Origin of the sequence: Porphyromonas endodontalis (assembly GCF_052173515.1) — a bacterium.
GTDB lineage: Bacteria > Bacteroidota > Bacteroidia > Bacteroidales > Porphyromonadaceae > Porphyromonas > Porphyromonas endodontalis_A.
Genome location: NZ_JBQMYL010000001.1, coordinates 67,331 through 91,524, shown reverse-complemented (window position 1 = coordinate 91,524; position 24,194 = coordinate 67,331). Strand labels below are relative to the sequence as shown.

At 46.1% G+C, this 24,194-nt stretch carries 25 protein-coding genes and 4 tRNA genes; 21 read left to right on the top strand and 8 right to left on the bottom strand.

What is annotated here, in order from left to right:
• Nucleotides 1–74: 74 nt before the first annotated feature.
• Complete coding sequence (locus ACTTHR_RS00415; protein ID WP_442604781.1) at nt 75–2,039, bottom strand: hypothetical protein; 1,965 nt, start codon at nt 2,037–2,039, stop codon at nt 75–77.
• 518 nt (nt 2,040–2,557) lie between these two features.
• Here ACTTHR_RS00415 and ACTTHR_RS00410 point away from each other — a divergent pair.
• A complete protein-coding gene (locus ACTTHR_RS00410) occupies nt 2,558–2,818 on the top strand; it encodes a hypothetical protein (RefSeq protein WP_442604780.1) in 261 nt (86 codons plus the stop codon).
• Between the two features lie 237 nt (nt 2,819–3,055).
• Here ACTTHR_RS00410 and ACTTHR_RS00405 read toward each other — a convergent pair whose 3' ends face one another.
• From ACTTHR_RS00405 to ACTTHR_RS00395, 3 genes are read right to left on the bottom strand one after another with little or no spacing between them, the layout of a single operon-like run.
• Nucleotides 3,056–4,075 carry a branched-chain amino acid aminotransferase gene (locus tag ACTTHR_RS00405; protein WP_276773012.1) on the bottom strand — a complete coding sequence of 340 codons (1,020 nt, stop codon included), beginning with the start codon at nt 4,073–4,075 and terminating at the stop codon, nt 3,056–3,058.
• 47 nt (nt 4,076–4,122) lie between these two features.
• Entirely contained in the window at nt 4,123–5,478 is a 1,356-nt protein-coding gene (locus ACTTHR_RS00400) for a dihydroorotase (RefSeq protein WP_442604779.1), read from the bottom strand.
• 39 nt (nt 5,479–5,517) lie between these two features.
• A complete protein-coding gene (locus ACTTHR_RS00395; RefSeq protein ID WP_314824713.1) occupies nt 5,518–6,261 on the bottom strand; it encodes a polyprenol monophosphomannose synthase in 744 nt (247 codons plus the stop codon).
• 105 nt (nt 6,262–6,366) lie between these two features.
• Here ACTTHR_RS00395 and ACTTHR_RS00390 point away from each other — a divergent pair, with 105 nt between their 5' ends.
• Genes ACTTHR_RS00390 through ACTTHR_RS00375 form a run of 4 tightly spaced genes read left to right on the top strand, consistent with a single transcriptional unit; the run spans nt 6,367 to nt 10,158 of the window.
• A complete protein-coding gene (locus ACTTHR_RS00390; RefSeq protein ID WP_442604778.1) occupies nt 6,367–7,623 on the top strand; it encodes an aminotransferase class I/II-fold pyridoxal phosphate-dependent enzyme in 1,257 nt (418 codons plus the stop codon).
• On the top strand, nt 7,620–8,309 hold the full coding sequence (locus ACTTHR_RS00385) for a DUF452 family protein (RefSeq protein ID WP_442604777.1): 690 nt from the start codon (nt 7,620–7,622) through the stop codon (nt 8,307–8,309). The genes ACTTHR_RS00390 and ACTTHR_RS00385 overlap by 4 nt, the downstream gene beginning before the upstream one ends.
• Nucleotides 8,302–9,078, top strand: coding sequence for a malonyl-ACP O-methyltransferase BioC (gene bioC, locus ACTTHR_RS00380; protein WP_442604776.1), 777 nt, complete (start codon nt 8,302–8,304; stop codon nt 9,076–9,078). Before ACTTHR_RS00385 ends, bioC begins: the two co-directional genes overlap by 8 nt.
• Nucleotides 9,079–9,117: 39 nt before the next feature.
• Nucleotides 9,118–10,158, top strand: a complete 1,041-nt coding sequence (locus tag ACTTHR_RS00375; RefSeq protein ID WP_315598987.1) for a TlpA disulfide reductase family protein — start codon at nt 9,118–9,120, stop codon at nt 10,156–10,158.
• Nucleotides 10,159–10,438: 280 nt separating this feature from the next.
• On the opposite strand, the gene ACTTHR_RS00370 is transcribed toward ACTTHR_RS00375, so the two are convergent.
• From ACTTHR_RS00370 to ACTTHR_RS00355, 4 genes are all read right to left on the bottom strand, one after another.
• Nucleotides 10,439–10,759: a rhodanese-like domain-containing protein gene (locus tag ACTTHR_RS00370; RefSeq protein ID WP_314812552.1), complete on the bottom strand. Its 321-nt coding sequence runs from the start codon at nt 10,757–10,759 to the stop codon at nt 10,439–10,441.
• 41 nt (nt 10,760–10,800) lie between these two features.
• Nucleotides 10,801–12,213 (bottom strand): MBL fold metallo-hydrolase, encoded by a 1,413-nt coding sequence (locus tag ACTTHR_RS00365; protein WP_442604775.1) that lies wholly within the window; start codon nt 12,211–12,213, stop codon nt 10,801–10,803.
• Nucleotides 12,214–12,299: 86 nt separating this feature from the next.
• Nucleotides 12,300–13,106, bottom strand: a complete 807-nt coding sequence (locus ACTTHR_RS00360) for a sulfite exporter TauE/SafE family protein (RefSeq protein ID WP_311552886.1) — start codon at nt 13,104–13,106, stop codon at nt 12,300–12,302.
• 65 nt (nt 13,107–13,171) lie between these two features.
• Nucleotides 13,172–13,795 carry a Crp/Fnr family transcriptional regulator gene (locus ACTTHR_RS00355; protein WP_315555718.1) on the bottom strand — a complete coding sequence of 208 codons (624 nt, stop codon included), beginning with the start codon at nt 13,793–13,795 and terminating at the stop codon, nt 13,172–13,174.
• Nucleotides 13,796–14,069: 274 nt separating this feature from the next.
• Here ACTTHR_RS00355 and ACTTHR_RS00350 point away from each other — a divergent pair, with 274 nt between their 5' ends.
• The 16 genes from ACTTHR_RS00350 to ACTTHR_RS00275 all read left to right on the top strand — a co-directional run bounded on the left by ACTTHR_RS00350 (nt 14,070) and on the right by ACTTHR_RS00275 (nt 24,124).
• Nucleotides 14,070–14,369 carry a DUF3784 domain-containing protein gene (locus ACTTHR_RS00350; RefSeq protein WP_442604774.1) on the top strand — a complete coding sequence of 100 codons (300 nt, stop codon included), beginning with the start codon at nt 14,070–14,072 and terminating at the stop codon, nt 14,367–14,369.
• 347 nt (nt 14,370–14,716) lie between these two features.
• Nucleotides 14,717–15,397, top strand: coding sequence for a tetratricopeptide repeat protein (locus ACTTHR_RS00345; RefSeq protein ID WP_004333386.1), 681 nt, complete (start codon nt 14,717–14,719; stop codon nt 15,395–15,397).
• Nucleotides 15,398–15,552: 155 nt separating this feature from the next.
• Entirely contained in the window at nt 15,553–16,053 is a 501-nt protein-coding gene (gene ribH / locus ACTTHR_RS00340) for a 6,7-dimethyl-8-ribityllumazine synthase (RefSeq protein WP_424777030.1), read from the top strand.
• 52 nt (nt 16,054–16,105) lie between these two features.
• A tRNA-Tyr gene (locus tag ACTTHR_RS00335) sits at nt 16,106–16,188 on the top strand.
• A gap of 49 nt (nt 16,189–16,237) precedes the next feature.
• Nucleotides 16,238–16,310: transfer RNA gene (locus ACTTHR_RS00330), tRNA-Gly, on the top strand.
• A gap of 124 nt (nt 16,311–16,434) precedes the next feature.
• Nucleotides 16,435–16,518: transfer RNA gene (locus ACTTHR_RS00325), tRNA-Leu, on the top strand.
• A 439-nt stretch (nt 16,519–16,957) separates the two neighbouring features.
• Nucleotides 16,958–17,197 (top strand): 50S ribosomal protein L28, encoded by a 240-nt coding sequence (gene rpmB, locus ACTTHR_RS00320; RefSeq protein WP_004333471.1) that lies wholly within the window; start codon nt 16,958–16,960, stop codon nt 17,195–17,197.
• A 30-nt stretch (nt 17,198–17,227) separates the two neighbouring features.
• Nucleotides 17,228–17,419, top strand: a complete 192-nt coding sequence (rpmG, locus tag ACTTHR_RS00315; protein WP_004333464.1) for a 50S ribosomal protein L33 — start codon at nt 17,228–17,230, stop codon at nt 17,417–17,419.
• A gap of 18 nt (nt 17,420–17,437) precedes the next feature.
• On the top strand, nt 17,438–17,593 hold the full coding sequence (locus ACTTHR_RS00310; protein ID WP_297947802.1) for a DUF4295 domain-containing protein: 156 nt from the start codon (nt 17,438–17,440) through the stop codon (nt 17,591–17,593).
• A gap of 265 nt (nt 17,594–17,858) precedes the next feature.
• Complete coding sequence (gene ruvC / locus ACTTHR_RS00305) at nt 17,859–18,437, top strand: crossover junction endodeoxyribonuclease RuvC (protein WP_304285788.1); 579 nt, start codon at nt 17,859–17,861, stop codon at nt 18,435–18,437.
• 259 nt (nt 18,438–18,696) lie between these two features.
• Nucleotides 18,697–18,770 (top strand) — tRNA-Thr (locus tag ACTTHR_RS00300).
• 104 nt (nt 18,771–18,874) lie between these two features.
• Complete coding sequence (gene uvrB / locus ACTTHR_RS00295; RefSeq protein WP_442604773.1) at nt 18,875–20,905, top strand: excinuclease ABC subunit UvrB; 2,031 nt, start codon at nt 18,875–18,877, stop codon at nt 20,903–20,905.
• A 92-nt stretch (nt 20,906–20,997) separates the two neighbouring features.
• The gene (gene rpsF, locus ACTTHR_RS00290; RefSeq protein WP_004333484.1) at nt 20,998–21,345 is read left to right on the top strand and encodes a 30S ribosomal protein S6; all 348 of its coding nucleotides are present in this window, start codon (nt 20,998–21,000) and stop codon (nt 21,343–21,345) included.
• 3 nt (nt 21,346–21,348) lie between these two features.
• Nucleotides 21,349–21,621, top strand: a complete 273-nt coding sequence (gene rpsR, locus ACTTHR_RS00285; RefSeq protein WP_004333478.1) for a 30S ribosomal protein S18 — start codon at nt 21,349–21,351, stop codon at nt 21,619–21,621.
• A gap of 22 nt (nt 21,622–21,643) precedes the next feature.
• Nucleotides 21,644–22,192, top strand: coding sequence for a 50S ribosomal protein L9 (rplI, locus tag ACTTHR_RS00280; RefSeq protein ID WP_442604772.1), 549 nt, complete (start codon nt 21,644–21,646; stop codon nt 22,190–22,192).
• Nucleotides 22,193–22,453: 261 nt separating this feature from the next.
• Complete coding sequence (locus tag ACTTHR_RS00275; protein ID WP_442604771.1) at nt 22,454–24,124, top strand: putative transporter; 1,671 nt, start codon at nt 22,454–22,456, stop codon at nt 24,122–24,124.
• The last annotated feature ends 70 nt before the right edge of the window (nt 24,125–24,194 follow it).

The following is a 24,194-nucleotide window of genomic DNA, read 5'->3' as shown; positions in this document are numbered from 1 at the left end:
TTGATTGAAGTATCCTCATTCTGAATATAGACCCATTTTTCCGTTTTCAGGAATACAAATTCCATGGAAAACAGTTAGAGTTTTTCCCCCAGATTATCGAGTATTCTAAAGCCAATTCTGAACTCATCTTCAATTTTCAACAGAAGTAGAATCAGTAGCATAAGAAGGATGAAATAGTTCTTGGCATGGACTTGCACATCGTCACCTACAGGTATTACTCCATGTGCATATTGGTTCCGGATAGCAGGGCCATTAGTGTATTTGTTATTATTGAGATAGTAAGAGAACAGATTACGCTCAGATTCGCAAAGCAGGTGGTCGTCAATTTCTAACAAATCATCTTCTTTCCATTTGTCTAGCAATTCACGAACAGGCTTGCTGTGATGCCAATACGATACTACACGATTGCGCCAAAGGCAACCTAGTATTTCAATTGCAGATTGGTTGTTAGGTTTTAGTACCCCTTGTTCATCAATCCTAACATACCCTTCAGCAATTAATTTGTTTATCTTATTCTTATGGTAATCTTTCTTATAAACTGAATAAGGGACTTCACAACTTGTGATAAAATCATAGAAGTTATGAATCCTTGTAGTATCAAATCCATCAACAACATGAAGGACTTCTGCTGTTCGGAACAAAAGCATCATCGGTTCTAAAATCTCCAAGGAATTCCTCTTGATCACGTAATACTTATTTTCAAAAAGACTTTTAGCATCTGTGGGTAGCAATGGTTTTCCCAAAGAGAATAGCCTCGGATTTATATCTCCCTCTTCTACAAACAAATTATATTGTTTTGAAACTGAATCCAACTCAGGTATGATAGTTCGACATTTGACCACCCAATCTGCATCTTCTGCTGGCAATGCTAATTGCAAAGCTGGATAACCATAGTATTCCTTAAAATGATTCTCGTAGAAGTTTTTCACTAAGGATTCCAGCCTACACTCCATTGCAGGAAGCACTCGCGAATATAGGTTTGTATTAGCTAATGCGAAGAAGTTCTTGAGCCGACAACTTTGATTCATGAAATAGGCATCTTTGCCATGATCCATACAAGCCCATTCCAAACCACCAGTTTCAGAATCTTTATTGACGAGGTTTATCAGACAATCCTCACCCAGCAGACCGAAAAGATTTCCAAAAACGAGAATCTTCTCCGTTTCGTTCAAGCCCTCAATATATTTCCAGCTATGAACTTGTATAAACCCATTTTCTCGTTTCCCTATTCTGGTTGGTGGAATATTATCACTTCTATCATACTCTACACCATACTTGAGATGAATTGCGGTTGCCTTGTCAAACAACTGCTCATTCATTCGCTTTTCCACATCTTGTGCAAGAAGTCTCGTTTTTGGAGAAAGAACAATCTGATCAGCATTGTCCTTTATCTGCATCACGAGCCTCACGTAGTTGAGGTTAGGCTCGCCCTGGTTCAAGAAGTCTACAATAATCTGCTCCTTGTCGGCAGATGTCAATGATGCGGGGAAGAAGTACGTCCCACCATTATCATTTAAGTTGCTGCGTGCATATTGATCCAAGAGGATATGAGCAGATAGACTATTACTCTTCATCTTGCTCTTGAGATATTTCGCGAACTTATTTACGATCCGTTCCTGTTGCAGAATCAGACGCAAATTGCCATCTTCAGTAAGCACCTTGTCCAAAAAAGGCTCATCAAGCAAATCTAAAAGATCATAATTAGCGACTACCTCCCAGAATGATTCTGTATAGCTCCAGTCTATTAACTTGTAATAATCATATAGTGCTTCTTTTGGGATAGCTAATAGATATCTCACAATAATTTCTGAGAAACTCTTGACCATTGATTTCAAACTATCAATATAATCCTCTTTCCAAGTTGATAGATGGTTGTCACGATCTATATGTTTTTTGATGTGATAGAGTTCCAGAACATCATTGATATCCTTGACGAATTTTGATGCCTCAAAATTCATCAATAGGTCCTCTATTTGCTGTAAACTCCAACCTATGCTCAAATCATGTTGGGAATAGTATTGTACTCTATGTCTTTCCATATTTATATCTATGAATTTATAATAGGTGCTATCTCCCTCACATACTACGCTATGCTTGTTCTCCATCATATAGGGATAGACCTATACCTTATTAGGAGTAAATATAAGGAACATAAATCTATTATCCCCCTTTTCAGGGATATTTTTAGCTCTAAAAGTCTAACACAACCTTGCAACGATAAAGAGAAGTTCTAATGAGAGGAGATTGAAGATAGATGACTATATTCATACATATATTTATCTCTTCTGATAAGGCCTTTTGATAAAGAGGATGGCAAATGAGAAAGATCCATATTCTCTGCTAATTTAATCAATCCTGACAAAACAAGAGATATAATGGAAGAAGGAAAGCAAAAGGAAACATACAAGAGAGGGGAAAAAAAAGAGACATGCAAGACGCAAACACTTTCGCCGCCAAAGCCAAAACAACCTTGAAATAAAAAAAACCACCACACTATTGCCGAAGATAAAAATAAAAACTATCCTTACGTGCGATTAAGACTAAATATTATAGCAATATGAAGCTAGAAAAGTTTTTATCTATCCTCGGTTGGATAGCTACGGCAACAGCCATGGCGATGTACACTTCTTATATCCCACAGATTGGATCCAACCTTGCCGGACATAAAGGCGATTGGCTGCAGCCAATGGTAGCAGGCATCAACTGCACTCTATGGGTAGGCTATGGATTCATTCGCAAGAAGAAGGATTGGCCCATCGTTATAGCCAACCTCCCGGGTATTATCTGTGGCTTCTTGGCCTCCTTCACAGCCATGTAAAAGAAATAATGTCCTAGCGGAGAGACAAACGAATAACAGAACGATAGAGGAAATTCAGCAATAGCTGATTGTTCAGAAAGCAAGACCTCAGGAGTGCAACAAGGCATATCCCGAGGTCTTTTTATTTAAGCGCAAATAAATTATATCTGTTGCTACTCTCAATAGAAAAGAGCCCGCAGGGAAGTCTCCCCCACGAGCTCTCTCAAAGTATATATCAGACTATACGTCTAGATTTTATTACTCTACAATAGTAACCCATCCATAAGGATCTTCTATATCACCATACTGAATAGCACGGAGGCGATTATAGAGTTCTTCGCAACGCTTACCCGGCTTACCATCCTTAGAGATCTGGTAAGTCTTGTTTTCATCGAGGTCATCAATACGAAGAATAGGGCTGATCACTGCAGCAGTACCGCAAGCTCCGGCCTCTTCGAACTCTGCAAGTTCGCTTTCGGGTACATGACGACGCTCTACATTCATACCCATATCCTTAGCGAGTTGCATCAAACTCTTATTGGTGATAGAGGGGAGGATAGAGGTGGACTCGGGCGTAATGTATGTATTGTTCTTGATACCAAAGAAGTTGGCAGGGCCGCATTCGTCGATATACTTCTTTTCCTTTGCATCAAGGAAGAGACATGCAGAGTAGCCCTTGTCGTGAGCAAGTACCGTAGGAATCATACCAGCGGCATAGTTACCCCCAACCTTGATCGTACCGGTACCCAATGGAGCTGCACGGTCATAGCCACGCATAATAGCCATAGGAGTAGGCTTGAATCCTTCTTTGAAGTAAGGACCAACAGGAGTTACAAATACGATAAAGAGATATTCGGGAGCCGGCTTAACACCAACTTGAGCACCAAGCCCTAGAAGAAGAGGACGGATGTAAAGAGATGCACCACTCTCGTAGGGAGGAATGAAACGTTCGTTGAGTTTAACAGCCTTGATGCAAGCCTCTTCGAAAAGTTTCTGAGGTACGGGTTGCATCACAACACCCTCTGCTGAGCGGATCATACGCTTAGCATTCTCGTCTATACGGAAGATACGCACCTTTCCATCTTTGCCCTTGAAAGCCTTTAGCCCTTCGAAGGCTTCTTGTCCATAATGAAGGCAGGTTGCCCCCATATGCATGGTGATCGTTTCTTCGGAAGACACTTCTAGTTCTCCCCATTTGCCGTCGCGGTAGTAGCAACGTACGTTGTAGTCGGTCTTGTGATAACCAAAACCCAAAGATGACCAATCAAGTTGTTCCATAATACAGTACGTATTTGAGATTTGTATAACTCCTACAAAAGTAGCCATTATCGGTTAAATGACAAAGGTTTTACCGAAGGTCTTGCCTCAAATATACCTTTGTGATAAGCTCGTTGCCCATTGACATAGGTACTTTCGACGCTATGATGGAAGCTATAACCTTCAAAAGGCGACCATCCACAACGGCTCACAATACCCTCTTTGTTTACCTCTGTATTCTCCCGAGGATTGATAAGGACGAGATCGGCATAGTACCCGGGGCGAATATATCCTCGCTCTTGTAGCGAAAATAAGTCACTAGGGCGGTGACACATCTTATCCACCACCAACTCTCTAGACCACAAGCCCTGCTCAGCAAGTTGCAGCATTACGAGTAGAGAGTATTGAACGAGGGGTCCACCCGAAGCTGCCTTGAGAGCTCCTCCTTCTTTCTCCTGCCAAAGATGAGGGGCATGGTCCGTGGCTACTATATCCAACGCTCCGTCTATCAAACCTTGGCGCAACGCCTGGCGGTCTGCTTCCGTCTTTATGGCAGGATTCCATTTAATACGTGTGCCAAGGCGAGCATAATCCTGATCCGTAAACCAAAGATGATGCACACAGACCTCACTTGTAATATGCTTTTCTTTTAAGGGGAGGTCATGGCGGAATAAAGCTACCTCTCTAGCTGTACTCAGATGCAACACATGGAGGCGAGTGCCATACTTTGTAGCTCTATCGAGCGCCTCCGACGTACAGCGGTAGCAGGCCTCGTCACTACGAATAAGGGGGTGGCAAGTGATAGGAGGATCCTCTCCATAACGCTCAACGTACAGGGCTCTATTACGGCGAATTATCTCTTCGGACTCAGAGTGAATGGCTATGAGATGAGGGCTCTCTGCAAAAAAAGTCTCTACTGCCTCTCTACGATCCACCAACATATTGCCTGTAGAGGCTCCCAAAAAGAGTTTAATCCCGGGGATTATCTTTAGATCTAGAGAAAAAAGGCTATCTGCATTGCTATTTGTTCCTCCCACAAAGAAGGCATAATTTGCCCAAGAGACCTCGTGCGCATGGTCGCGCTTCCACATAAGAGCATCGTACGACGTGGTGGCGGGGTTCGTGTTGGGCATATCCATAAAGGAGGTTACCCCCCCGGCTATGGCTGCTCTACTCTCGCTCTCTATATCTCCCTTGTGGGTAAGCCCCGGGTCTCTAAAGTGTACTTGGTCGTCAATTACTCCGGGAAACAACCACAACCCCTCACAATTTTCTATCTGAGCATTACGCGCCTCTTCGGGGATTTGTGTTAGGGGCATTATCCCTTGATAAATTGCCGCAATGCGCTCCCCATCAATTAGTACAGATCCGAAGAAAGTTTTTCCTTCGTTTGTTATCTGAGCATTAAGTAGTAGTTGTTTCATAGTAGTTCGTAGTGTTTGGATATTTCCCCCGGTCGTTCCTTAATTTGCTTTGCGGTGCGGATATCCTTTGAAAGTATGCCATAAACGCAACTTGAGTACCCCCGTGAACGCTTCGCCAAAGATGGAACTGCTCATCTTGGAGACCCCTAGTTTGCGATTGATAAAGATGATGGGCACTTCCGTTAGCTTGAAACCGAGACAAGCGGCTACGTATTTCATTTCGATTTGGAAGGCATAGCCTTTGAAATGGATAGCATCAAGATCAATTGCCTCTAGCACCTCCCGACGATAACATACAAAGCCGGCCGTAGTGTCGTGTACCTTCAACCAGGTAACGAAACGGACATAATAAGAAGCCCAGCGGCTCATCATGATACGATTACGAGGCCAATCCTTCACGCCTCCACCCTTTACATAGCGAGAGCCCACAGCCACATCATACCCTTGATCGTGACACGCAGCATAAAGACGAGGGAGGGCTTCTAGAGGATGACTAAAGTCGCAATCCATCTCGAAAATGTAGTTATACCCCTCAGAGAGACACCATTTGAAGCCTGCAATATAAGCCGTACCCAAACCGAGTTTTCCCTTTCGCTCCAACAGATGGAGACGCTCAGGGTATTTCCCCATCTCCTCTTTTACGATGGAAGCCGTACCATCAGGAGAGGAATCATCCACAATAAGTATCTCAAAATTACCCTCTAGAGCAAATACTTGGGTAATCATATTGGCGACATTTTCTCGCTCGTTGTAGGTGGGGATGATAATAATCTTATCCTTCATACTATAGCGCAACTCTCCTATAATTGCTATCCGTTTCTTTAGTTGCTACAAAGGTAACACAAAAGAAAAAGAGAACATATCACCTATCTCCTACAGACCTCACCTATGCAAGGATTAATGTACCTTTGCCCTGAAAAAGAAGACAAGCCCCAGGGGAATTATACGCACCCTCACCCCAAAAAGAACATCATGCATGATCTAGACAAACAGATAAACCAAAGGCTCGAAGATCTGGCAAAGAAGGAGAACCTCCGTCACCTCTCTCTCCCTTACTCCTCTCTAGGGAAATGGATTGTAGTCAATGAGGAGAAGCGTCTCAACCTATCCGGCAACGACTATCTCGGGCTTACTGAGCGTGATGATCTACGTGAGCAGTTCGCCGCCCTTCATCCCAACTGTAGTAGTCCCTCAGGCAGCACTTCTTCTCGCCTTCTATTGGGGAATTATGAGGAGGCAGCTCTTTTCGAAGAAGAAATAGCAAAGGCTCTGGAGCACCCGGCTGCCCTACTTTTCAATAGTGGATACCATCTCAATACAGGCATTCTCCCTGCATTAGCCCATCTAGAGGGCGTAAAAGTATATGCAGATAGGATGGTACATGCAAGTATTATTGATGGGATACGCCTAAGCCGGCTCCCCTTCACACGTTTTAGACACAACGATCTTGAGCACCTTACGGAGCTATTAAAAGAGGATGAAGGGAAGTATCGTATTTCCATCGTTGCCGTAGAAAGTCTCTACAGCATGGATGGCGACGAAGCCGATCTCGAGGCGCTTGTTGCTCTAAAGAAGAAGTATCCCTCTCTTGTTATCTACTGCGACGAAGCACACGCCATAGGCACCCACGGAGCCAACGGATACGGATTGGCAGAAGAACAGGGAATACTTGCCGATATTGACATACTAGTGGGCACTTTCGGAAAAGCCCTAAATAGTATGGGAGCCTATGCCGCAATTAGCACCCCTCTCAGGGAGTACCTCGTCAATATGGCTCGCCCCCTTATTTTCTCTACAATGCTACCACCGGCTGTTATAGCTTGGAGCCGATACATATTCGCATTATTGCCCCAATTAGGAGAAGAGCGTGCTCAATTGAGGCAAGTAAGCCAATATCTCCGTTCGTCTCTCCAAGAAAAAGGATACTCTTGCCCCGGGGTGGCTCAGATCTTGCCCCTAATTATAGGAGAAAATGGGGCTTGCGGTCTTTTGGCAGAGAGGCTACAAAAGGGAGGATTTGAGGTAAAACCGATACGCTACCCCACCGTAGCTCTCGGGACAGCGCGCCTACGCCTTTCTCTTACCGCAGCCATTACCCCTGCCGATCTCGCCCCAATGCTACAAATGCTAGAGTCTCTCCGATGAAACAGCTCCTATTCCAAACCACCCCTACACCGGCACCCTCCCTCCTCATCTTTTGTAACGGATGGGCTATGACTCGCGCCGCTATAGAACACCTTACACTCCCCCTCGGGTATGATCTCCTGCTCGTAGAAGACTATAGGAGTCAAGACTTCTCTTTCGACTTTTCTCCCTACTCTCATGTAGATCTTGTAGCCTGGTCTATGGGAGTATGGGCAGCTACTCTACTTCATCAGCGCAATAAACTACCCCATCTCTCTAGAGCCATTGCCATTGCAGGTACCCCCTATCCAAGGCACGATGATTGGGGGATCCCTTGTGCCATCTTCGACGCAACAAGAGACCATCTCAACGAAGGGAATAGAGAACGATTCAACCGACGAATGTGCGGAGGTAAACGGCTACGGCATCTATTCGAGTCCCTTAAAACACGCTCTACCGAAGAGTTAAAAACAGAATTGTCTTACGTGGGAGCGCAACCACCTTTCCCCATTGAGCAGGGGCAATCACCTTGGACTCATGCTATAATCCCCGTCAAAGATCGCGTCATTCCCTCTTGCAATCAACTTGCGTGGTGGCATAATACGGGAGTAGAAGTCGCTACACTCCCCAAAGCTGATCACTACCCTTTTAGTGCATTCTCCCATTGGGAGGAACTCCTCTCACCCGATATACTTCCTCATGAATAAAGCCCAACAAGGTATCGCCCGCTCCTTTGCTCGTGCAGCCTCATCCTACGATCGGCATGCCCTTGTGCAAAATCAGATTGCTCAACACTTGGCAGCTTATCTACCCCAAGGTGCAGAGTACGACCATATTTTAGAGTTCGGTTGCGGTACAGGCCTACTAACCAAAGCCCTGGAGGGAAGAATTAAAGCCCAACATTGGTTGCTCAACGATCTTAATTCCACCATTACAGAAAAGGCAGAACAGTACCTAGAGCACCAAACTTACACAAAACTCATAGGAGATATATCCGAAGTATTATCCCAAATTACTACTCCGCTAGACCTCATCGCTTCTGCTTCTGCCTTGCAATGGATAGAGGATCCTTTTCTTCTACTTACTAAAGCAAAAAAACTCCTTACCCCCCAAGGGACTTTGCTCATCTCTACATTTGGGGAACGTAATCTACACGAGTTGCGCACCCTCACGGGGCGAGGGCTCCACTATTTTCCCTCGTCGGCGTATAGGGAGTTTTGCTCACGAAACTTCAAAGATGTGGAGGTGCAAGAAGAGGAGGTAGTACTTCGTTTTTCTTCGTTGTTCGATCTTCTGCATCATCTACGAGCCACCGGCGTAACCCATCTCCCCAATGACAATATTTCCTATCTTTGCGGTCGTACCCAGCTAGCCCAGCTAGAGAAGGAGTACACTACAAAGTATCCTCACGCTCAAGGAGGAGTCTCCTTGACCTATCACCCCATATATATAAGGTGTAGCAAAAAGCTCCTCTAAAGAAACCCTCTAAGCAAACATAGAACTAAAGAAACAAATATGAAACGAACAAAAATCTTTACTGTCATTGCATTGGCAGCCCTTACATTCCTTGCCATCGGCTGTAAAAAGGAAAGCAAGATTACAGGTATAGTATCCCCCGATATGAAGGGCGAGATGCTACGGATTTATGACCTAGATCAAGAGGATAGCACTATCGCATTAGACAGCATCACCCTTGATGGCTCCAATTTTGAATACGTGTTCAAAGGCGAAATGGGCAAAGTATATCGTCTCATTTCTACCAACGAAAGTATCAACGCTATGGTGGTAGCAGAAGCCGGGACTCTTACCCTAGACACTACTTGCAACGCTTTCCGTGGTACACCTATCAATGACGAGAATGCCGATATCTACAAAAAGATACAGGAAGGGATTGCCCAAGGAGGTGACAATTGGATCCAAGAAGTCTACACTCTTTCTGAGCAATTCTACCTTAAGTATGCGGACGTAAAAGCAGGCTTTTTGGGCTACTACCTCTGCAAAATGACCTGTGAAGAAAGCAGCAAATTAAGCGATCTATTAGACAAAGCAGGGGAAGCCCTCAAGGCTATGCCTCTGATTAAGGCAGATATCGCACTCTTTGCGAACCTCAAAGAAACGATGCCCGGCAACCAATTTAGGGACTTCTCGGGCGAGGATATGGAAGGTAATAAAGTATCTCTCAGCGACTATGTAGGCAAGGGTCAGTATGTACTTGTAGATTTTTGGGCATCTTGGTGTGGTCCCTGCCGTAAAGCTATCAAGAATGAACTCCTCGCCATCTACGAAAAGTACCGCAACAAGGGTCTTGGCATCATTGGCGTAGCAGTATGGGATGGCAAAGAAGATCATCTCAAAGCTGTAGAGGAATTGGGTATCGCTTGGCCTCAGATCTTCGATACTGAGGGGAATACAGCTACCGAACTCTACGGAATTACGGGTATCCCCCAGATTATGCTCATTGGCCCTGATGGTAAAATCGTTGCTCGCGATTTGCACGGGGACGCTATCGAAGAGATAATCGCTCCTCTTTACGAAACCACGAGCGACACAAAATAATAGACACTGCACTCTCCTCCCCGCATAGGGAAGAGTCGAAAGAAAGGTGCTGCATAGGGATATCCTTTTCCCTATGCGGCATTTTTGTTATATCGCTGTCCGGTAAAAGAAACAATAAGGGGCTGGTTTCCACAAATGGAAATCAGCCCCGGTTGTTTTACCTTTGGCGTTAGCGTTAGAATGTACAATAGTAAGACATGAGTAAAAGTCCAACTTTTACCGGACAGCAATAATTTCAAACCTTTTTATGCTCCGGGAAAAGGGGTATTGCCAAACCTGCTCAGATGCCCTTCTTGAGTGAGGCAACGTGGTTCCATGTGCCGCCATTGAGGACGTTGTCAAATCCATTGCGTTCGAGGATGACATGGGCTTGAGAGCTGCGGCCTCCACTAAGACAGAAGACTATGATCGACTTCTTACCCTTGAACTTGTCAAGCTTCGCTTCGATCTGATCTAGTGGAATATTGACTGCACCGGGGACACTGCCCGAAGCAAATTCGCCGGCAGAGCGGACATCGACCAAGAATGCACCATCCTTGATGGCCTCGATGAGTGTCTGATCATCGGGACGAGAGAAAAGGCTTTTGATAAGTTTGAACATGAAAAAGTTATGATGTTTTGTAGGAGTGATAAATGACATTATTATTTGGACATCCTGCTCTGACAGACAAAGTCTGTCTTTGGGATGCTTGTCTGAGAGATGGCTTCGAAGCCTCCATCGACATTCGTGAAGTTGCGATACCCTCTTGCCTGAAGGATGCTTGAGGCTATCATGCTGCGGTAACCACTGGCGCAGTAGAGGTAGACATGTTGGTCACGAGGGAGATCTGCTATCCAGTCGTTGATGTAGGCGAGGGGACGGCTGTAAGCCTCTTCGACGTGCTCTGCCGCGTATTCGCCCTCCTTGCGGATATCAACGATGATGCCCTCTTTGAGAGGGAAGTGTGCGGCAAGGGTTTCTGCAGAGATGCATTCGACATGATCGATCTCTTTGCCCGAAGCCTTCCAAGTCTCGAAACCTCCGTCAAGGTGGCCAAGGACATTGTCAAATCCCACACGACTGAGCCTTGTGATGACCTCTTCTTCACGCCCCGGTTCGGTGATGAGGACGAGGGGTTGTTTGACATCCACGATCATGGCACCTACCAAAGGTGCGAAGTCTCCGTCAATACCGACGTTGATCGAACGAGGGATGAAACCTTGTGCAAAGGTCTGGGGAGATCGCGTATCGAGTACCAAGGCGTCGGACGCTTCCACAAGCTGTTCGAGCTCTGTCGCCGATAGGGCAGATTGACCACGCTTCAGGATATGTTCGAGGCTGTCATAGCCTTGCTTGTTCATTGCCACATTGCCCCCGAAGTAAGCGGGAGGAGGGAGGAGACCCTCGATCACAGAAGCGATGAAGGTTTCTTTGTCAGGTTGCTTGAGGGCATAGTTCACACGCTTCTGGTTGCCAAGGCTGTCCACGGTTTCCTGCATCATGTTTTTTCCACAGGCCGACCCCGCACCATGACCGGGATAGACCACGATGTCGTCCGAGAGTGGGAGGATCTTTTCGTAAAGACTGTCATAGAGCAGCCCCGCAAGTTCTTCCTGAGTGAGGTTGGCTGCCTTCTGTGCCAAGTCGGGACGCCCCACATCTCCCAAAAAGAGGGTGTCGCCACTGAAGAGTGCCGTCTCACGACCTTCTTCATCGATGAGGAGGAAGCATGAACTCTCCATCGTGTGTCCCGGAGTGTGGATGACCTTGATCTTCGCCTTGCCGAGCTCAAAGGTCTGACCGTCTTCGGCCACGATGGCATCGAAGCCGGCCTTGGCCGTAGGACCATAGATTATGGGGGCTCCCGTAGCATGGCTCAGGTCGAGATGACCGCTCACGAAGTCGGCATGGAAGTGTGTCTCAAGGATGTACTTGAGTCGGACACCGTCACGCTTGAGGCGTTCAATATATGGATTGATCTCACGAAGAGGGTCAATGATGGCGGCTTCGCCCATGGAGGTGATGTAGTATGCACCTTGGGCGAGACAGCCTGTATAGATTTGTTCTACTTTCATAATATGTTCGGATTGTTTTGTTATGATGCAAAGATGAAATGTTTTTCTTCTCTGTACAGCTACTTTGGTCACATAAGGGTGTTTCTTTAGGAGAATATCGTCTCTTTCAGGATGATGTATATACCCATGACAAAGACGAACCACCCAAAGGCAGGCTTGAGTCTCGCTCCATCGATGCGGTGAGAGAGCTTCATGCCCAAAAAGATACCGAGGATCGCAAATGCGGTGACAGAGAGGAGGAAGCCCCAGTCAAGATCCCTCAGTCCGCTCTCGCCCAAGAAGCCCAGCAGGGACTTCGCAGAGATGATAACGAGAGAGGTGCCGATGGCTTGCTTCATAGGCAGTCTCCCGAGAATGACGAGGGCAGGGATAATGAGGAAGCCACCACCTGCACCGACAAGACCTGTAAGCGAACCTACCACGAGACCTTCGATGAGGATCAAGATGTAGGGATACTTGCGGTGAGTCCGGGCCGATTGTGGGGACTTGGGACTTTTTGTTGTCGGACGGATCATGCTGATGGAGGCCACGAGCATAAGGATGGCGAAGAGGAGCATGAGCATCATACTCCTATCGATGATGAGATCCCCCAGCCTGAGGACCTCTTGCGGTATGGCAGGGACAAGATAAGCCCTCGTTAGGAAGACGGCAACGATCGACGGCAGACCGAACAGGATGGCTGTGCGCACATCCACAAGCGAGTGACGGTAGTAGGAGATACTCCCAATGATGCTCGTGGCTCCTACGATGAAGAGCGAATAGGCCGTACCCAAGATCGGGTCGATGCCAAAGAGATAGACCAATACGGGGACGGTGAGGATACTCCCTCCTCCTCCGATAAGTCCGAGCGAAAGACCTATTAAGATAGAAGCTAAATAACCTGCGATGTACATAATGAGCTCGGTTTGATTAACGACGCAAAGGTCGTCATAAGCCGCACCCCATACAGCTACTTTTGTTACATAAGGGTGATTTTGTTGCGCCCGAGTCGGACCGCTCCCGACTCTTCGATCTGTTTGAGCAGTCTCGAGACCACCGCTCGGGCTGTTCCGAGTTCCGTAGCCAACTGTTCGTGTGTGATCTGTATGGTATTGCCCTCGACGAGTTCGGCCTTCTTGTGGATGAGGTGCAACAGGCGTTCGTCCATCTTCTTGAACGCTATGGCATTGATCGTCTCGAGGAGCTCTTCAAACCGCTTGTGGTAGGTGCGGAAGATGTAGTTGAGCCACTCGGGGTGCTCTTTTATGAAGAGAGATACCTTGCTGATCGGCAAGAAGAGGATTTCTGCATCATCCTCGATCTCTACCTTGACCTTGCTCGTCTCGTTGTGCAAGCCTCCGAGGAAAGACATGATACAGCTCTCTCCTGCTTTGATGTAATAGAGCAGGATCTCCCGCCCATCGTCCTCGGTGCGTATGACTTTCATAACCCCTTTGATAACGATGGGTATGGAGCGGATGTGCGAGTTCTCGTTGAGGATCACACTGCCCGCCTTGTAGGTCTTTAGGATACCATGGGTGTAGAGCTTTTCGACGAGTTCGGGCGAACTGCGAAATTCGGTTATGTCTTCTAATTGCTTCACAGGGACAAACGTAATAAAAAAACATGACTTCGCCCCGGCTTCAGCTTTAATGAGGTTATCGACTAATAGCCTTTTACTTGTCGTATGTATTGTGCCGGTGCCGATCCCCTCCACCCGATCCGAGGGAAAAACCTTCCTCCTCTACTATCAACTTTTTCAGTACACCACGAGGTGCTGCATGGAGACAAAAGTCCTCTATGCGGCATTTTTTATTAGACAATCTTATTCGCAAAAATGATGTACCTTAGCGAAGAAACAAAAGAGGACAACCCTTATGAATACATTCTTTATCCTAGGTTTGATTGTGCTAATATTAGCCCCCGTTATATACCGCTTCCCGATGCTGCTTGCCGGCTATAATACCATGTCTAAGGAGGAGCGTGCAAAGATTGATGAGAAACGCCTCAAAACATATGCCGCAGGAGGGTTGGCAATATTGGGGCTCGTTACGATGCTCTTTGGTTTCCTGCCGGAGGGGGCTAAGTGGGTAGATATCTCTTATGTGTGTTTTATTCTTGTATTCCTAGTTGTCTTTCTTGTAGCAACAAACAGCAATCGTATGCAGAAAAAATAGCCCTGTAAACCCAATCTTCATGCCTAATTTATTTTCCTTAATAGGGTAATTTCCCGAAAATTATAGGCCAGAATAATGAAAAAAATCAGCCTATTTCTATTCAAATTCCACCCTACATTCTGAGGCACTCTCTTGCTCAAGGAAGAGAGGGGCTTGAGGTATAATTTCTAAAAAAGCGCCCTACACAGAAGAAGTAGAAGTCCACTTCCATGAAAGTTTTCTGTGACATTTGCTCATTGGTAGGGTGTTCAGACACCTCAGAAGACTGCATTAAAGTTTCATGTTTGTAGAGAATTTGCTACTTTTGCCCCAAAATAAAATGTCAGATAGGTATTTGAACTTATAACATGGAATCGAAAAAAGAAAAAGAGACGACTGCCGGAGAAGTTATCTCGCGTGGCGAACAGTTTGCAGAACGTTACTCCAAGCCCATTATGTATGGCGTATTAGGAGTTATTGTTGTGGCCTTTGGTATATGGGCATACATACAGTATGTAAGTAAGCCTCGTGCAGCTAAGGCTTCGGCAGAATTGTTCCGCAGCGAGGAGCAATTTATCATGGGTGCAGATAGTGCTGTACTCAAAGTAAACGGCGTGAGCGAAGAAGGCGTCCTCCGGATTATCGACGAATACTCCGGCACTGCTGCTGCCAACCTTAGTCATCTCTATGCAGGCATTGCCTACTACGATCTTGGGAAATACCAAGAAGCTTTGGATGAACTCAAGAAATTCGATGCCAAAGACAAGATGGTAGCTCCTTCTGTTGTACGCCTCATGGGCGACTGTATGGTTGAGCTAGACAAATTGGATGAAGCCGTAACCTACTTCGAAAAGGCCGCATCTCTTGCCGATAATGATGTAGTCTCTCCCGGCTGTTTACAAAAGGCAGCTCGTGTGTACGAGGTACAAAAGAAGTACGACAACGCTATTGCAGCCTACGAAAAAATTGTAGACAAGTACTACACTGCTTCTGAAGTAGATCAAGCAGAAGCAGATATTGTACGCGTTAAAGCTCTTGCCGGCAAGTAATAAAATAAAGGGCATACATCTGGATAGATTATGCCAAGCATAAATAAAAGAAGGGGAGGTACCCAGAGAGAGTCGTGAGAAAATATCACCCTCTAAAGGTACGCTCCCCTCTCTATTTGTAAAACCATTACAATAGTAAAACCCATCAAGACCCTATGACAAGTCTCGAACCAAACCACGCGGAGACTCACTACCAATTGCGCAGTTGCTCCGCCAAAGAAGTACATATTGCCGTAGCCGTAGCCGAGTGGAATAACGACATCACATTTGCCCTACGTGACGGAGCCTTGGCAGCATTAGAAGCCTCCGGGGTACCCAAAGAAAATATCAAAGTGGCTTACGTACCAGGGGCCTTTGAACTCACATATGCAGCTGCCTCCTTCCTCCAAGCAGAGACACTATACGATGCTGTTATCATCTTAGGTTGCGTAATTAGAGGAGAAACTTCGCATTACGATTGTATTTGTGATGGCGTGAGCTATGGTATTACCTCCCTCAACAGAAATGCCTCAGCACCAGTCATTTTCGGTCTTGTAACTACCGAAAACAAGCAGCAAGCTCTCGATCGTGCCGGCGGGAAATTAGGCAATAAGGGTACAGAAGCTGCACTGACGGCACTAAAAATGATTGATTTCTCTTGCGAGATTAATCAATAGTTTGTACCTTTGCACTCGGTTCAAGTTCGGAGAGCGATCTTGAGTGCAATTAGGGCAGTTACCAGAGTGGCCAAATGGGGCTGACTGTAACTCAGCTGGCTTACGCCTTCGGTGGTTCGAATCCATCACTGCCCACGCACAGAATACACTTCTCCCTAGCAATTGTTTAGGACAAGAAGGAAATGCGGAAGTAGCTCAGTCGATAGAGCATCAGCCTTCCAAGCTGAGGGTCGCGGGTTTGAGCCCCGTCTTCCGCTCTATCCTCCACAGGGATTATGATGAATCTATATGATTTATACAACCCTTTGGAGGATTTGTCGTAAAAGAAAGTAGCTTATCCTACTCTCTTACACGTGGGTGGCTCTGTGCGCCTATGAGGTCGCCCGGATGGTGGAATGGTAGACACGAGGGACTTAAAATCCCTTAGCTATTGCAGCTGTGCGGGTTCAAGTCCCGCTTCGGGCACCCTAACCCACTCCCCAAGTTGGTAGGCAAGGGATTTTACGAGAGGGATCCGCCTTGCAGAGATCTAGAGCACATAAGGATACGAGAGTATCCTTTTTTATTTGTACACATCTAGTTCCATCTTCCCCCTCCTCTTGCAGTTGAGACTCCCCACATCCAAAGAGAGAAAAACAACCGCAATAGGAATACGCACATCAGCCCCCAGTCTTTCCACGCCCCTCTCCCCTCTATTAGGCTTTATACTAGAGCCTATAAACCGAAAAACACGAGTGAGAAACTTGGTCATCTCAAAAAAAATGCTTTACTTTGCACCCGATTACGGCTCTGCATGGGCGCTTGATTGTATAGAAGTAATGATGCTAAACTTCGTATCGAATAGCAATATGTGCAGCAAGTAATTGACAATGAGTATAATAAGAAATAACGACTATACAAAGAGATGTCTAAGGCTTGTCAAATTACAGGTAAGCGTGCGATGGTGGGAAACAATGTATCGCACTCTAATCATAAGACGAAGCGTGTCTTCAATGTAAACCTCTTCGAGAAGAAATTCTATTGGCCGGAACAAGATTGCTGGATCCGTCTCAAGGTTTCAGCAGATGGTCTTCGTTTGATCAACAAAATCGGTCTTAACGAAGCTCTAAAGCGTGCCGCAGAAAAAGGATATATAGGCGCATAAATTCATAGGCAGCAATAGCAAAGAATCAATATGGCAACTAAAAAAGCAAAGGGGAATCGCATACAAGTAATCCTCGAATGCACAGAGCATAAAGAAAGTGGTATGCCGGGCACTTCTCGTTATATCACCACCAAGAATCGTAAAAATACAACTAACCGCTTGGAGCTAAAGAAGTATAACCCGATCCTTAAGCGTTATACTCTTCACCGCGAGATTAAGTAAACATAGGAGAGAAAAGAAATGGCAAAGAAATCCGTTGCAACTTTTAGAAGCGGTAGTAAAGATGGCCGCGCCTATTCTAAGGTAATCAAGATGGTAAAGTCTCCTAAGACGGGTGCATATTGCTTCCAAGAGGAGATGGTACTTAACGAAGCAGTACAAGAATTCTTTAAGTAAGGGTATCCGGTTCTTCTCCACCTCTTAGATCTCTTTTCAAAAAGAGCAAGATAGAGTTTCCCTCTAGGGAAGAAAAGAAGAACTAAGAATTACTTTTCATCTATAAAGAGAGCTGTATTAGGATTAATCCTGATACAGCCCTTTTCTTTTTAGGGGATACCCTCACACGAAGGAGAGTAATAAATAGGCGCTCCACCTCCCCTCCCTTTTCTCTTTCATAGAAAGAAGAGAGTATCTTTGTGGAAAGAAAAAGAGAAGAAAGAAGATGGCACATGCAAAAGAGCGAATTATACTAGGAGTAGACCCAGGAACGCAACTCATGGGGTATGGACTGATTCGCATTACTGCATCTCAACCCAAACTTTTAGCATTGGGAGTAATAGAACTAAGCAAATACGAAGATCATTACCTCCGTCTAAGTCACATCTTCAGTCGAATTACTGGTTTGATTGAGGAGTTTTTACCCGACGAGATGGCTCTCGAGGCTCCATTCTACGGAAAGAATGTACAGAGTATGCTCAAACTCGGAAGGGCGCAAGGCGCCGCTATGATAGCAGGGCTGCAACGCGGGCTGCCCATTACAGAATATGCACCACTACGCATAAAGCAGTCCATTACGGGGAGTGGCTCTGCATCAAAAGAACAAGTAGCTGCAATGCTACAGAGAATACTCTCTATACCAGAGACTGACATGCCCAAGCATCTTGATGCCACAGACGGCTTAGCGGTAGCACTCTGCCACTTCTATCAGACGAGTAACCCCCTGGCCTCGTCAGACAAAGTCATCCGAAACTGGTCTGATTTTGTCAAATCCAACCCTAACAAAGTACATGGACTCAAATAAACAAAAAAAATCCACCTCTTCCAAGAAAACTTTAATTCACTGAATATCAAACAGAAAAATAGAGTAAAACAAAAGAATATCATCTCCAACTCTCTCTTCACACTGCCTACGTATTGCAGGAATAAAAAAAAGCAGTACCTTTGCACTCGCGGGTGAGTCCTATACGGTCAGCTCCTTGTGATCCCCCCAGGGCTTGATCGCAGCAAGGGTAGCAGGTTGTAGCGACGCGATATAGGTTGCTCACCCCAACCCTACGAATGCCTCTTTAGCTCAGTTGGCCAGAGCACGTGATTTGTAATCTCGGGGTCGTTGGTTCGAATCCGACAAGAGGCTCAAAAGTGATAGTGGAAAATCCTCTCCCAGTGCTATGATGGCATCTTGGAGAGGATTCTTTTTTTATCAGACATCATTCCAAATCTTCGCCTCTCTCCTACCCTATGAACTTTGAACTAACAAGCCAATACAAGCCAACAGGCGATCAACCGGAAGCCATCAATCAACTTGTTGCAGGGCTCAAGCAAAACATACCGGCACAAACTCTCCTTGGAGTCACGGGTTCCGGGAAAACCTTTACCATCGCCAACGTAATAGCGCAAGTCAATCGTCCGACCCTTATTGTGAGCCACAACAAAACCTTGGCGGCACAGTTGTATAGCGAGTTCAAAGCCTTTTTTCCCCACAATGCGGTGGAATACTTCGTCTCGTACTACGACTATTATCAACCGGAGGCTTATCTGGCAACCACAGATACTTACATAGAAAAAGACATGGCCATCAATGCCGAGATAGAAAAGATGCGCCTACGTACTACGGCGTCTCTACTATCCGGCCGAAGGGATGTAATTGTCGTTTCATCGGTATCATGCTTGTATGGTATGGCCGATCCTGGTGTTTTTTCGGATTGTATCATCACATTAAAACGAGGGATGACCTATCCAAGAAGTCGGCTCATGCGCGACTTGGCAGCAAGTTATTATATCAACAACAAGGCAGAGTTCACCTCTGGATGCTTCCGAGTGCATGGCGATACTATTGACATTTTTCCGGCGATAGAAGGGTATGACGGTGTAGCATACAGGGTAGAATATTGGGACGATGAGATTGACTCTCTCTCTGTTATTCACCCCGTCTCCGGCGCCGTACAGGGAGAACTAGACAACCTAAGCATTTACCCTGCCAACCTATTTGTCACCACCAAAGAGCAAACAAAGCAGGCCATCGAAGAGATTAAAAAGGATCTTGCTCTCCGTGTAGAAGAATTAGAAAGCATGGAGAAGCACTACGAAGCAACTCGCCTACAAGAGCGTGTGAAGTACGACGTGGAGATGATGAGCGAGATTGGCTATTGTACCGGGATAGAGAACTATTCTCGCTACTTCGATGGGCGAAGTGCAGGAGCTCGCCCCTTCTGTCTCCTCGATTATTTTCCTCAAGACTTCCTACTCGTAGTAGACGAAAGCCATGTAACCATTCCCCAAGTGCGAGCTATGTATGGCGGAGACAAGGCTAGGAAAACCTCCCTTGTCGATTATGGATTTCGCCTCCCGGCTGCCCTAGACAATCGCCCTCTTACGTTCGACGAATTTAGAGAACTTACCCCCTCTACCATATATATAAGTGCAACGCCTGCTGAGTACGAATTAGAAGAAAGTGAGGGGGTAATTGTAGAACAAATCATACGCCCCACAGGCTTGCCGGACCCCATCATAGAGGTCAGACCCACGGAACACCAAGTAGACGACCTGATGGAGGAAATACAGCAGAGGCGAGAGCATCATCAAAGGGTATTGGTCACAACCCTTACCAAACGAATGGCAGAGGAGCTGAGCGAATACCTCCAGAGGGCCGGCATAGCTACGGCCTATATCCACAGCGATGTAGACACCCTAGAGCGAATACGCATCCTCGACGAGCTTCGAAAAGGGGTGTTTGATGTATTGGTAGGGGTCAATCTTCTCCGAGAAGGACTAGATCTTCCCGAAGTCTCCCTCGTTGCCATCCTCGATGCCGATAAGGAGGGATTCTTGCGTTCGCACCGCTCTCTCACTCAAACAGCAGGTCGCGCAGCTAGGCATGTAGAGGGGAAGGTACTTTTCTATGCCGATAAGATAACGGAGAGCATGCAGCAAACTATTGATGAGACAGCGGACCGAAGAGAGCGACAGCTTGCCTACAACAAAGCGCACAACATAACGCCTCGTCAAGTGGTCAAATCGGGGACAAGCCTAGTCTCCGGTAGCGACCTACCCTCTGCCCTCCCCGACAAAGTCTACATTGAGTCTAGCATACCCACAAAAGATCCTATGGTAGAGCATCTTAGCGCATCCCAGCTCCGAAGCCTACTCGATAGTACTCGCAAAAAAATGTACGAAGCAGCAAAGGCTCTCGACTTCTCGGAGGCAGCAAGACTAAGGGATGAAGCCAATAATCTAGAGGATAAGCTCCTAAAGTTAGAAAGAGCTTCCTAGAACTTTAGCTGTAGAGAGTAGCCTAAGATTCAAATATTTGTAGTACCTTTGCACCCGAAATGTGAATGTAAATCATTAATAGAAACGTCAGTATGAACAGTTACGAAACCGTTTTCATCCTTACTCCCGTTTTGTCTGATCAACAGATGAAGGAAACGGTACAGAAGTTCGTCGATCTTCTCAAAGAACAAGGTTCTGAGATCGTGAACGAAGAAAACTGGGGACTCAAGATGCTTGCGTACCCCATTGACAAGAAGACAACAGGCTTCTATCAATTTGTTGAGTTTAACGCAGAACCCTCTGTGATCAAGAAGCTCGAAGTAAACTTCCGCCGCGATGAACGCGTTTTGCGTTTCCTCACTATCCGCCAGGATAAGTTCGCTCGTGAGTATGCCGAGAAGCGCAGAAATCTCAAGTCTAACAAGTCAACAAATCAATAAGCCATGTATAGTAAAAATAAGGGCGATATCCGCTATCTAACCCCCATGTCGGTGGATTCTAACAAGAAGAAGTATTGCCGTTTTAAGAAAAGTGGCATCAAGTACATCGACTATAAAGACCCCGAATTCCTTAAGAAATTTCTCAATGAGCAGGGACGCATTTTGCCACGTCGCATCACAGGGACTTCGCTCAAATTCCAGCGCCGTATAGCTCGTGCTGTAAAGCGTGCCCGCCATTTGGCTCTTTTGCCTTTTGTTACCGACTTGATGAAATAACAAAGAGAGGAGATAGAAACATATGCAAGTTATATTAAAGGAAGACGTCCTCAACCTTGGGTATAAGGACGATATTGTAACCGTTCGCGACGGATATGGTCGCAACTATCTGATCCCTCGTGGCATGGCTGTTATAGCTAGCGAATCTGCAAAGAAGGTGCTTGCCGAAAGCCTCCGCCAACGTCAGCACAAGCTTGCAGCCATCAAGAAAGCTGCTGAAGATCTTGCTGCTAAACTAGAGGGTGTTACTCTCTCGCTCAAAGCTAAAACATCTAAGTTTGGTGTTATTTTTGGTAGTGTTACTAGCATCCAACTCGCGGAAGCTCTCCAAGAAAAGGGCTTTGAGATCGATCGTAAGAGCATCTATCTAAAGAACCCCGTGAAGGAAGTTGGGAACTACGAGTGCCAACTCCGTCTCCACAAAGAAGTGCAAGTAAGCATTCCTTTTGAGGTTCTTTCTGAAAACTATCAGGAACTAGAAATCAAGAAGGAGGAGATCATAGAAGAAACTCCTGCTGTAGAAGCAGCTCCCGAAGTTACAGAAGCTCCAGAGGCTACTACAGAAGCATAGGCTAGAATATAAGTATCGCTCTCGCTCCTCTAGGGAGGGGGTAGGCCTTACTCTCAGGCACTCTATAGTCGCGCACTATAGTCGAAAGTTGCACAGACAAAGGTTAGCAGTACCCTTAGCGATATGATATTTGCACAACATTACCGACCTCTAAACCCTGTACAAACAAGGGTCTGGAGGTCGGTTCTTTTATTTGTTTTATAAGCGAAACGTCCTCTTCCTATATTGAGGGCTTGGGCAAAAGACTTTCCTTTTTGGGCTATGATTGAATGGATTAAAGAGGTGTTTTGGACACCGTCCGACATACAAACCATTATTGCCATTTGCCTTGTTTGTGCCGTAGGGCTGATGCTGGCAAAAATAAAGATGGGCAAGATATCCCTCGGGATCACCTTTGTATTCTTCGTGGGGATCCTTGCTGCGCATTTTGGGTTGCGAGTAGATCCCACAATGCTCACTTTTGCACAAAACTTTGGATTGGTACTCTTTATCTATTCGCTGGGTGTACAAGTTGGCCCCTCGTTTTTCCCCTCGCTCAAAAAGGGAGGCATTACAGATAATCTTCTCTCGGTACTACTAATTGGCATTACCCTTGTGCTCTGTTGGGGCATTTATGCAGTAGTCGGCATTCCCATAACAGAAGTAATTGGTATTATGTCTGGGGCAGTAACCAACACGCCGGTATTGGCAGCGGCACAAAGCACACTTGCCGGCATTGATCCCAGCTCTACAGATGCTCAATCGAATATGGCGCTGGCATGTGCTGTAGCTTACCCTTTGGGAGTTGTAGGGATGATCCTTGGGATGGTGATCCTCGGAGCTCTTCGCAAAAAAGGAGAAGAGAAAGGCTCTTCCGCCATCCAGCACAATACGTTTATCAATGAGTTTATTGCCAATAACCCTGCCATCCTAGGACGCACTATTGCAGCTATTGCACACGATGTGGATGCTAAGTTCGTTATTTCTCGCATTTGGCATAACGGAGCCGTTGTTTTACCCACCTCTCAAACCATTATTACGGAAGGGGATCACCTGCTTGTTGCTTCGCATAAAGAGGATGTTCGAACGATAGAAATGCTTTTTGGCACTAAGGCTTCGAAGGACTGGAACCGAGAAGACATTGATTGGAACGCCGTAGACAAACAACTCGTCTCCAAAAGACTCATCGTTACGCGCCCCGATCTTAATGGAGAAAAGCTAGGCTCTCTCAAGCTCCGTAATCTCTACGACATTAACATAACGCGCATCTATCGATCCGGTATTGAGCTATTTGCCTCACCCTCTCTGCGCCTTCAGCTAGGCGACCGACTCATTGTGGTAGGAGAAGCCAATGCTATTGCCAATGCCAAAGAGAAGATTGGAGATGAAGTAGGCGTACTCGATGTCCCCAATCTGATTAGCCTATTTGTAGGATTGGTACTAGGGTGCGTCGTTGGATCAATTCCTATATTTATCCCAGGTATCTCCATGCCCATAAAACTAGGATTGGCCGGAGGCCCTATTGTCATAGGAATTCTAATGGGAGCATACGGGCCTCGCTTCCGACTCTCGACCTACATAACCAATAGTGCAAGTTTGCTACTACGCCAACTTGGTATCGTGATGTATCTAGGTTGCCTAGGGCTGGCAAGTGGAGCGAATTTCTTCGATACCATTGTACATGGCAACGGCTGGCAGTGGGTGCTGATAGGGGCAGTTATCACCATTCTACCCATATTGATCGTCGGCTGGATTGCTATGAAGTTTTCCCGTCGCTCCTATGGAGCTACTTGCGGGATGCTGTGTGGGAGTATGGCCAACCCCATGGCTCTAGATTATCTTACAGACAAAGTACACGATGATAGCCACAATGTAAGCTATGCTACGGTCTACCCTCTCTCTATGTTTCTACGGATCATCACGGCACAAATTCTTTTGCTACTTATTGTATAAGCAATCAATCTCTCAAAAGCCTCTAAAGGGAGCAGGGAAAAATAACGCACCCTCACCCCTCTATTGGTTG